The 10,437-nt window shown below is 45.5% G+C and carries 7 protein-coding genes and 1 pseudogene; 3 read left to right on the top strand and 5 right to left on the bottom strand.

Annotated features, from left to right (window positions below; all coding sequences use genetic code 11):
* The 5 genes from PMG71_RS02345 to PMG71_RS02325 form a co-directional block, all read right to left on the bottom strand.
* Nucleotides 1-1,827: Hpt domain-containing protein (locus tag PMG71_RS02345; protein ID WP_283752034.1), on the bottom strand; the 1,827-nt coding region annotated here is incomplete at its 3' end.
* A gap of 91 nt (nucleotides 1,828-1,918) precedes the next feature.
* Entirely contained in the window at nucleotides 1,919-4,843 is a 2,925-nt protein-coding gene (locus tag PMG71_RS02340; protein ID WP_283752033.1) for a methyl-accepting chemotaxis protein, read from the bottom strand.
* A 119-nt stretch (nucleotides 4,844-4,962) separates the two neighbouring features.
* Complete coding sequence (locus tag PMG71_RS02335; protein WP_283752032.1) at nucleotides 4,963-5,493, bottom strand: chemotaxis protein CheW; 531 nt, start codon at nucleotides 5,491-5,493, stop codon at nucleotides 4,963-4,965.
* 43 nt (nucleotides 5,494-5,536) lie between these two features.
* On the bottom strand, nucleotides 5,537-5,902 hold the full coding sequence (locus tag PMG71_RS02330; RefSeq protein WP_283752031.1) for a response regulator transcription factor: 366 nt from the start codon (nucleotides 5,900-5,902) through the stop codon (nucleotides 5,537-5,539).
* Between the two features lie 135 nt (nucleotides 5,903-6,037).
* Complete coding sequence (locus tag PMG71_RS02325) at nucleotides 6,038-7,336, bottom strand: response regulator (RefSeq protein ID WP_283752030.1); 1,299 nt, start codon at nucleotides 7,334-7,336, stop codon at nucleotides 6,038-6,040.
* A 405-nt stretch (nucleotides 7,337-7,741) separates the two neighbouring features.
* Here PMG71_RS02325 and hmpF point away from each other — a divergent pair, with 405 nt between their 5' ends.
* From hmpF to PMG71_RS23785, 3 genes and pseudogenes are all read left to right on the top strand, one after another.
* On the top strand, nucleotides 7,742-9,469 hold the full coding sequence (gene hmpF / locus PMG71_RS02320) for a pilus motility taxis protein HmpF (protein ID WP_283752029.1): 1,728 nt from the start codon (nucleotides 7,742-7,744) through the stop codon (nucleotides 9,467-9,469).
* Nucleotides 9,470-9,492: 23 nt separating this feature from the next.
* Nucleotides 9,493-10,038 (top strand): hypothetical protein, encoded by a 546-nt coding sequence (locus PMG71_RS02315; RefSeq protein ID WP_283752028.1) that lies wholly within the window; start codon nucleotides 9,493-9,495, stop codon nucleotides 10,036-10,038.
* Between the two features lie 80 nt (nucleotides 10,039-10,118).
* Nucleotides 10,119-10,437, top strand: a pseudogene (locus PMG71_RS23785) (RNA-guided endonuclease TnpB family protein); the annotation flags it as partial.

The following is a 10,437-nucleotide window of genomic DNA, read 5'->3' as shown; positions in this document are numbered from 1 at the left end:
ATCTAAATCCATCTCTCCATCATCAGATGAAGCATCTAAATCAAACAGTTCCTCTGAACTACTACTTTCTTCTAGTTCTAGAGACAAATCATCATCTAACGCTTCAGTTTCTCCCAAAGCATCTAAATCCATCTCTGATTCTAAATTTTCCGATAAACCATCAAATAACTGATTAAGATTTTCAAAATTTTGATCTAATTCTTCTGCTTCTTCGGGTTCTTTTAAATCAAAAATATCATCCATTGTCGATAATGGTTCAGATCTTTCAGGGGATTCCAAGTCCAAATCTAATTCAAAATCTTCATCTTCAGTGAGTCCTAGATTGGATTCTTCCAGATCCAATTCTTCTATGGATTGACTATCTTCTGATGAGTCTAGATTGATTTCTAGTAAATCATCCAGATCTTGAGTTTTTTCCGGATTAGAAAATAAGTTAGAAAATTCAGAGTCTTGAGTGGGTTTGGGATGAGTTGACATAATACTGGGTTCAATTTCTAGTAAGTCTTTTAGATCATCTTCAGAAGTTTCTAGTTCTAGATCATAAGTTTCTTCGGTTGACAGATTATTATTTAAGGGATCGGTCGCATTTTGGGGTAAATCTTGGGGAGATTCATCAATGAAGAAGTCTGAGAAGTCATTGATATCATCGACTTCTGATATTTCCGGGTTACCGGGATGGTCTGGAGATATAGAAGAGATCTCTGTTTCCCATGCTAATTCAAGATCTGATGTTTCTCCTTCAAATAGATCGGCTAAGGTATTAAGTTCGCTGAGTCCGACCTCTGGCCCTATGCGTTGTGTGTAAGATTTGGGAGGATCGAGTGGGGGTTGAGTATTTTTAGAACGATCTCCTTTAGAGGAGGATTCCATAGTAAATGCTTCTGTGGGAGTAGTTCCCATTCTTAAAAATGTATCTAGTTCTGGATCATTTTGGCCCGTCGTCAGGGATTGCTCACTTTGAAGATTTAATAGAGCTGTACTGGGTTTAATCTGCTCTAATTTCCCATCTAAAACAAAGTCTGTAGCTCTTTTGAGTTCTCTAATCACAATGGGAGCTAGATCCGCATACAGATTATCACGATTGGCGATCGCCCCTTGAGCGAGTTTGACCAATTCTATCCAGATAGAAAGTTCAAAGTTTTCCCCGCTTGCTTTGAGCTTCACACAAATTTGGTCTAACTGTTTTCGACTTTCTGCTGTATCAGGCTGCTTAAACCCTTGTAGCATTTGCCTCAATAAGGTGGGGATATCACTCTTAAACACCAAATGTTTGGCACTCTCTTCTGGATCGGGCAAGTTGGAGGAGCGATGCTCAACTTCTCCCCCACTCGCTGGAGAAGAGACAACAGGGGAAGAGAAGATCGTTGTAGGTTCTTCTATCTCTTCATTGGCTCCATGATTCTCAACCTTCATCATCTGATCCAAGGACTTGAACACAGGAGTCAACGAGTCACAAATCTGGATGTTCCTGGAATGAACTGAATCATCTGGATCGCTCGATTCTAGATTCTCTACTAATTCCGTCAGTCCATCAAAGACTTGTAGCAGTAGGGATTCTAATTTTGGCCCAATTTTAGGGGGTCGTTCTTTGAGAACTTGGAAATAATCTTCTAACTTATGGGAGGTTTTTCTCACACTGCTGGCTCCCAACATGGCTGATCCCCCCTTGATGGAATGGGCAGCCCGATAGATCTCATTGATCAGTTCCGCATCCCGGACTGTGGCTCCTAAATTTAACAATCCCTGCTCAATGATTCTGAGATTGTCTTTGGCTTCCTCTAGGAAATACCCCATAATCCGGTTTAAGTTTTCCTGTTCCTGAGCCATAGTTTTTGCTCTCCCCGCAACATTGCCTTGATTTGAGCGATCGCCTTAAGATACTTCTCTGGTTCACTCCACCTTAACCTGAATCTTAGGGTTAACGACTTTTATGTGGATCGACCTTGAATCGTTCCACACCGGTGAGCAAATCTCGCGCCACATTCACCAGACTCCCCAAAGCTTGTGAAACCCGTCCACACTCTTGAGAAGTCTCTTGGGCCGTCAATTCTACCGATTGCATAACCTGAGCCACCGCTCGTGAGGTTTCCGTTTGTTCCACCGTATCGGCAGCAATGGAGCGCACCAAAACATCAATCCGGTTATTCGTCTGAATAATATCTTCCAGGGATTTCGCCGCTTCTTTAGCTAGGTTTGTCCCTTGAATCACCTGTTGCGTTCCTTCTTCCATCGCTTGCATTACCCCAGCCGTTTCACTTTGGATTTGCAATACAATTTGCTCAATTTCCTTAGACGCTTTTGCTGCACGGTCTGCTAACTGTCGGACTTCATCGGCAACGATAGCAAATCCGCGACCGGCTTCTCCAGCACGAGCCGCTTCAATACTCGCATTCAACGCCAGTAAATTGGTTCGAGAGGCAATTTGGGCAATTAAGGCGACAATCTTGGAAATTTCTTGGGAAGATTCCGCTAACCGTTTGACTTTCCGGGTCGTTTCTGCCACCGTTTCCCGAATTTCCAAAATACCGGTTACCGTTCTCTCTACCGCTTCTCCACCTCGCCGGGCTGTATCATTTGCAGAACGGGCAACCGCTTCGGCTTGACGGGCACTTTCCGCTACCCGTTGAATCGAGTCGGTCATCATTTGGACTGAATTCAGGGTTACGGCTAGTTCTTCTGCTTGTCTCAAGGCATCTGCGGCTAACCCTCGTGCAAAGGCTTCACTTTCTGCTGAACCTTTGTTCACCTGTCGAGCGGCTACGGTTACCTGTTGAACGATTTCCCGCAGGTTTTGAATGGTGAGGTTAAAGGAGTCCGCTACCGCTCCGAGTACGTCGGCTGTCACTTCCGCTTGAACGGTGAGGTCTCCACGAGCGGCTCCTTCTACATCGTCGAGTAAGCGAATGACTTGCCTTTGTAGATCTTCTTTGGCGGATTCGTTTTCCGCCGCTTTGCGTTGGGACTCACTCATGGTCGTCAGCACATTTCTGGCCATAATGTTAAAGCTCTCTGACAAATAGCCCAGTTCATCTTCCCCATAGACGGTGGCTTGCGCTCCCAGTTGGCCGGAAGCGACTTTTTCAAATTGGGTTTGCAGATCGTCTGTAGTTTGCTTAACTTGGCTCGTCACTTTTCTGCTTAAAACATAAGTGGTTGCACCAGACAAGCCTCCCGGTAGCAAAATCATGGCCAGTTTGCTAAACGCCTTAGCATCACTTGCCGTAGCATAAATCACAGCAGCAATGGCAAAGGCGGAACTGAGACCGGTGGCGATCGCGCTATAAAGATTTTTGGTAATCAGAGGAGCATTATCAAAAAAGCTCAATAGTCCCTGATCCACAGATACACTCGGTTCTACTTGCCGTTGAGACTTACCCGCAAAGGTGGGAATGGTATCCGTATTACTAGAGATACTAAACATCTCCTCTTCGAGTAATGCGGAATTATCATCACTCGGATCAAACTCGTCATCGAGTTGGAGTCCATGACTATTCATCCCATTCATGGAATTTCCATTAAAGGAGTTTTCCTTAAAGTCACTGGAGAAGTCCGATGATGGTTCATCAAAGCCCGAAAATTCATCGAGGACTTTATCATCAAAAGCATCAAATTCATCGAGAAAGTCTACTGCCCCATTCCCATTTTTGGGAGCTGAGAGATCTGAATCTGTATCAAATTGATCGATTTGATCGATATCATCATCAAAGCCAAAGCTTTCCGTATGCAATCCCGATTCAGTTTTAAACCCCGATTCAGTAAAGTCATCTATGACTTCTGAATGGGTTCCATTCGTATCAAAACTATCATCATCTCCTATCCCCTGCCAGAGATGGCTATCGGATAGGGTTTGTTCGCTGGCGATCGCACTCTTACGACCATTTTTACTCAGGGATAGTTCAGCACTACTTTCCTGATGTCCATTCATTCCATGAGATGAGCCACCCACAAATAAGGTTGGACTCTCACCCATGGTTAATCCTTGATCCTGTAAATCCTCTGGAGCTGACTCTTCGTAGTCTTTTACTCCAGAGTTTTCCGGATGAAAGGCCTGATCTCCATCTGGAAATTCCGATGGATCAAAAGCAATCCCTTCATCTGCTTCAAACAATCCCCCTGTATCTTCCGTGATATCTATATCCGTTGCAAATGGAGAGAAAGATTCTTCTTCTTCATCGGATTCTTCTTGTACTTCCGCTAGAGACTCTCCACCAAAGATATCATCTTCAAAATCCTCCCCTTCCTCTTGCAATTGTTCTAGGTTTTGTTCTGCCACTGTAAACGGATCGTCTTCATCCGCCAAATCTTCCTCCCAGGAACTCTCTTCTGAGAATGATTCTATCTCCCCATTTCCCATTATGCCATTGGCACTAATTAGGTTATAGTCATCTAAATCCTCTGAGTTTCCCCCACTAGGAGTACCGATCATTTCTGTATAGATCTCGTCGGTTTCTTCCCCATCTCCATTCAGGTCTAGATCCTGCCATTCAGAGGCAATTTCTTCTTCATCAATATATTCATCCTCCATGGGAGGACTTTCGCCCGCCCCCGTATTTCCCTCTACACCCATTGTATGATAAGTGGAAAATTGATCGACATCCGCTAATCCTTGGTGAGCATAATCCATGAACACCTCGTCGGAGGTAATGGCTAAAACAGATTCATATTCTTGTCTTGCTACCGTATATTCTTGTAATCCATAACAATAAATATGACCTCTTAATAAATGAGAATTGGCATCCTCTGGAAAATGCTCAACTAAGTGATCGATAATTGAGGCGGCATCTTCATAGCGCCCTTGAACGTAAGCGGTTTCTGCTTGCTGATATTCTGTTGCATAATCCATCCCATAACCCCCAAAACAGATAGTGTGACCAGTGGTGAAAATTAAGCTACTAAACTCTATTATGATCTCCGATTGATGAGCCGGTCTATCGATCGTTCGACTTCAAGGTTATCCCAATTTTAGGCTGCCCACCTGGCCGATCGCAAAATAGCCACTTGGTTGAGGAGCCATAAATATTGGTTGTTTTCCTCATCAATGACCCATTCTCCCCGCACAAAGGGTTCCATGGTATCCGCAATATTGGTTGCTCGTTGCAGTTGTTCCACATCTAGCCAATCCATACCTCCCATCCGATCTATGGCCAAACCTAACATAGTATCTTGGTCTTCGATCGCAATCACCGGCAGTTCTGAGCGATCGGTATTTAAGGGAATCTGCTCCCCTAAAAACTGTCCCAGGTCAGCCACCCAAATCACCCGGCCGCGAATATTCATCGTTCCTAACAATAGGGGAGAAACATTAGGAATAGGCGTAATGCGATCGGGGGGAGATTCAAATACTTCCTTAATCCCAATGGCACTCAGGGCCAGTTCATGGCCAGAGGGGAGAAAAAAACGCAGATGCAATTCTCCTTCCGGGTTTTGCAGTTCCTGAAACTCAGTGACTTGCTCGGCGTTAAAGTCATTTATAAATTCGGAATTACCTACCATATTCTTGTGGGTTTAGGGGATCTAGGGATAGGGGTCTTCGCTTTTAGCTGCGAAGGAGTTGTTTAACGGTTCCTACTAGCTCTGTGGGTTGAAAGGGTTTGGCAATGTAGGCATCTGCCCCCTGTTTCATCCCCCAATAGCGATCGAATTCTTCTCCTTTGGAGGAACACATGACCACGGGCACATTTTGGGTTTTGGGGTCGGCTTTAATGCGGCGACAGACTTCATAACCATTCATCCGGGGCATAACAATATCCAAAACCACTAAATCCGGTCGATGATTTTGAATATTTTCTATCGCTTCCACGCCATCACTGGCAATGGTGACTTCAAGTCCACTCTTGCTCAGTAGCTCGGTAATCATCTGTCGTTGGGTGGGGCTATCTTCTACTACTAAAACGCTACTCATAGGGTTATCCTACACCTTGGCTATCGTGTCCTAGAATTTGGGTCTGAAGGTCTGACGAACCGGATTATGGCTCGACTCTTCAAGTATCTCTAATTTATCGAATAAAGGGGCATCTCCGGCCACTGAATCCAATTTTTAGGGGAGAGCAGGAGGGGGAAGGGAGCCGATGGGGTGGGTTGAGTCTCCGGAGGGAGGAGTGAGGGGATCTAAATCCAGTTCTGAGGCGATCTCATCATCAAGAATGCGATCGGGAGAGGGGTCAACCCCTCCTCCTTTACCGATATATTTTTCCAGAACCATTAACAATTCCCCTTGACCAAAGGGCTTGGTGAGATAGTCCGTCGCTCCCACCATCCGCGCTTTTAGGCGATCGATAAACCCATCTTTACCCGTGAGCATCACAATGGGAGTTTGCCGAAATAGGCTCGATCGCCGCAACATAGCACAGATCTCATAACCATCCAATTCTGGCATGGCAATATCACACAAAATCAAATCAGGCTTGAGTTGAAACACCAAACTCAAGGCCCTAAGAGGATTGGTAATTCCTGCAACTTCATAACCACTGGTTTTGAGAATCTGTTCAACTGCCTTACACAAGGCTACCCCATCATCAATAAAAACCACACGAGGAGGACGAGGCGGCTTGAGGTCTTCCGGCATCCAATCCGGGTCAGGATAGCTCAAATAAGTTAATTGCACCCAACCTTTTTGCACAAAAGGATACATAGCTTTGGCAACAGTGAGAATATCCCCATTTAAATAACGAGCAATTTGGCGGATGGAAGTTTGTTTATTGGCCCAAGAAGCTAGAATCTTAAACCGCTTTTCATTCAGGTTTTGGCTGAGTTCTTCAGGATCGCACAGGACTGGACATTGATCGGGAGACTGAATATGGGGATGGAGTTGGTTCCATTCTTGCACTTGCTTGAGGACTTTGGTGACTAAGGGGCCAATTTCTAGGGTAGTCAGTTGAGGAGCTAAGGGAGAGCCGAGTTCAAACATAAACGATCCGTTATGCAGGGAGAACAGATCGAAAAGAGTCTCTTGAACCATGCTTTTAATAATACTTCTTCCTTGGGCGGGAGTGAGGCTGTGGTTTTCCAGCATCGCCCACAGGTAACCATATTCAGGGGCATTGGTGGCCGCAATCGTAGGAACCTTAATCGGATCGAGGGTAGGGGTGACTCCATAGTGATGGAGATGGTGGCGCACGCGCACCAAAGAGCTGTCTGCGTCTGAACCCGCATAGATGATTTTGCCATTGGCAAAAAAGACAAACCAACATTGAGGGGTCAGACGTTGGGGGCGATCGCCGCGATAAAATTGGGGTTGAGGACTATAGCTCTCAACACACAATTCTCCCGTGCGCTGTCCCAACTCAATGAGTTGGAAGATGCTGCGAATGTCAATCTCGCTTAACTGTCCCTGCATTAGGTGTTCATTACGTTGATTACATACCGATATCGCTTGAATCTAGGCTGAATTCTGCCATGAGAACCCACTAGCCTAAAGCTATTGTAAGTCCTTACGATGGCAGGTATTCCCATGGGACTCAGATAGAAGAAGGCAGTTGATAGCCGGTGGTGAGTTTTAAGCTAAACTAATGGGAATGGGAAATAAACCCGATAATTATCCTTTAGCTTATCCTGGTTAATAGCTAACGGCGAGTGGATGACCTTAGCCCTCAGACAGTAATAACTTTTGTAAAGCGGGTTAGAGAACTGCTCAATCAAAACTCGGAGGGATGACAAGCCAGGTTACATTATAAAGTAAAGATCAGGGAGACTTTACCCCAGGATCGGTTGATTGATGGACGCATAAACGAGGACTATCAGCGTGCTTTATCTAGCGGAAGTACAAATCCAAAAGGGGTTCATGGGTAATAAAGCCATGATTAAACTGCTGGCGTGTCAGCGCAGCGAACAGAATTGGAGTTCGGTCTCAGAAGAATTGATTGAACTAGCCGAACCGGGAACCTTGAAAGATGGAGCGCTGGTTTTGGTAGAGGTGGCGAATAAGAAGATTCAACGCCCCCCTCAAGATGCGGCTCGCCCTTTGATTGGGATTTTGCAGAAGTTTTCCACTCTTCAAGGTAAGTTTGAAGGCCAAGAAGAGGAAATTGAACAATGGAAACAGTCTTTGACCTTTCAGGCTCAGGAGTTAAATCGCCGGGAAATGGAGCTGGTAGCGCGAGAAGATGAGCTGGCTCAGTTGGAGGAAGAGGCGGAAAAGCTAGATGAAAAACGACAGGAAATTCAGACGCTATCGGAGGAAGCCGAGCGACAACGGGAGGAGTTTGAGCGCAAAAGTCAGGATTTGGAAGGGGCTTGGGCCCATTTGCGGGGCGAGCAACAACGGCTAGAGGAGCAGAAGGGGGAACTCTCGGCGGCGACGGTTTTGGATGAGGAGAAGGCGACCCAAATTCGCCAGTCTTTACAGTCTTTGTCGGAGGCTGTAGCACCGACGGAAACCCTGCGAGAAGCAGTGGGGCAAATGACGGCGGCTATCTCTGAACAGCAGCAGGTTCTTGACCAACATTGGCAAAGACTGGAGCAGTCGAAGGGGCAAACGAGTCAACAGGAGGGGGAAGTTAATCAATTAAAGACTCGGATTGATAGCCGTTGGCAAGAGTGGAATGAGGCACAAGGGGTTCTGGAAAAGGCGCAGATTGATTTGAAAACTCAAGAGAGTCTTTTGCAAATCAAGCAGGATTTATTGCCCCAGATGCAAAGTCGCTTAAGTCAGACAGAGCGATTGTGTCAAGAGATTCAGCAGTTATCGGATGCATCAGGAAATCCGACAGTAACCATCGATCGCCAGGCTCTGGAGAATATGCCCATCGATGAGCTACAGCAACGGGTGGGAGAGTTGGAAGAAGACCTGAGACGGGCATCGGGGTTCGTGAAGGATCAGGAAGAGGAATTACGATATCAGTTAGAGGCGATCGATGAACTCAAGCAGAAGATCGAACAAGCCAGCGAATACGATCGCCTCAGTTTAGAGACAGAATTATCTAGCGAGCAAGAAAGTTATGATTTCCTGAATGAATCCTTGGTGGGTTCTCGTCGGAATTTAGCCGAGCGAGAAGTGGTGTTTAAGGCCCATGAGAGTATTCTCCGCCAACGACAAGGCTATCCAGCAGAACCCGGTCAAGAAGCACTCCTCGATTTTGCCCCAGTTTTGGAGGCGGCCGAAAGTCAACGACAGCAGCAGTTAGAGCAGGTGCAACGGATGGAAGCTGAAATTAGTCAGATCCAAGGGGCGATCAATCAAGCGAGGGAATTGGTCAATAGCCAAATGGCGGAGCAAGAAACCAAGCGCAATGAGATTAAGCAATTGGAAACCACCTTGGTGGGGCAAGAGCAAAGCTGGGTAGAAGCTAGAGGTAAAGTAGGCGTTTATGAGGAAATGCTCCAACCCATACAGGATCGATTGGCCCAATATCGGGAAAAAGTGGAACACCTACAAGAGGCAATTACGGGGATTCAATCGACTAACGATCGCCAATTACAAGCGATCTCCCAACTTCAACAAACGGTTACTGAGCTAACCCAAACCCAGTAAGGTAGGTGAACTGGGTTAACCCCATGAGCGCTTTTTTATGGTCAAACTCTTTTGCTATGTCCGAAGTCTACAGCACTGAAGATTTAATTGCCCTATTGGCTCAAGAGCGTGAGGCTTGTATACGAGGAGAGCGTCTAAGTCTGAATATTCAGCTTTCTGGTCATCCCATCATTGACCGGTTTGTAGCCGTTGAAGGGGTGCAAAGTTTTATGGCCTATGAAGATTTTAAATCTACTATTCATCGCTATCAAAGACAGCATCAGGTTTCGGGTATTATCTGGCAAGACATCCTGGTGCTAGGACAAAGTTTGCGCTATCCCACTATTGGCGATCGACTGATTGCCTTACCCCAAGATTTGGAGATACTGCAACAGGCTAAATCGCAGATTCTGCACTTTTGGCATCAAGTGACGGTGGGGATGGATATCTTTATTGCTGACGGTCGCCGATACCAACAGATTGCCCGCGAAGATATTGAGACCATTTCTCAACGGACTCAATGGGCTTTAATTTACAAATGGGAAAAGGCTTCTTACCGAAAATTTGGGTTTAGAGCAACGTCCTTTTAGGACGGCTTTTTAAATTTCAAGGTTGTCAAGTCAACTTTTGGTGCGCTATACTGATTTTATCCAAGCAAGTTTTGCGTAAAATGTTTGTTTTAGAGTTCAAGGTAAAAGCTAAAACTCAACAGTATCAAGCGATAGACGAGGCTATCCGTACCGCTCAATTTATCCGTAACAAGTGCTTAAGGTTATGGATGGATACACCAGGAACGGGTAAAAAGGATTTATATCGATACTCTAAAGTTTTAGCTCATGACGAAAGAATTTGCTGACCAATTAAACTCAAGTGCTAGACAAGCAAGTGCTGAACGTGCTTGGAGTTCAATTAGTCGGTTTTACGATAACTGTAAACGCAAAATCCCAGGAAAAAAAGGCTATCCTCAGTTTAAGAAGTTTAGTCGCTCT

The organism is Roseofilum acuticapitatum BLCC-M154 (genome assembly GCF_030068475.1).
GTDB lineage: Bacteria > Cyanobacteriota > Cyanobacteriia > Cyanobacteriales > Desertifilaceae > Roseofilum > Roseofilum acuticapitatum.
This window is presented reverse-complemented; position numbering and strand designations above follow the sequence as displayed.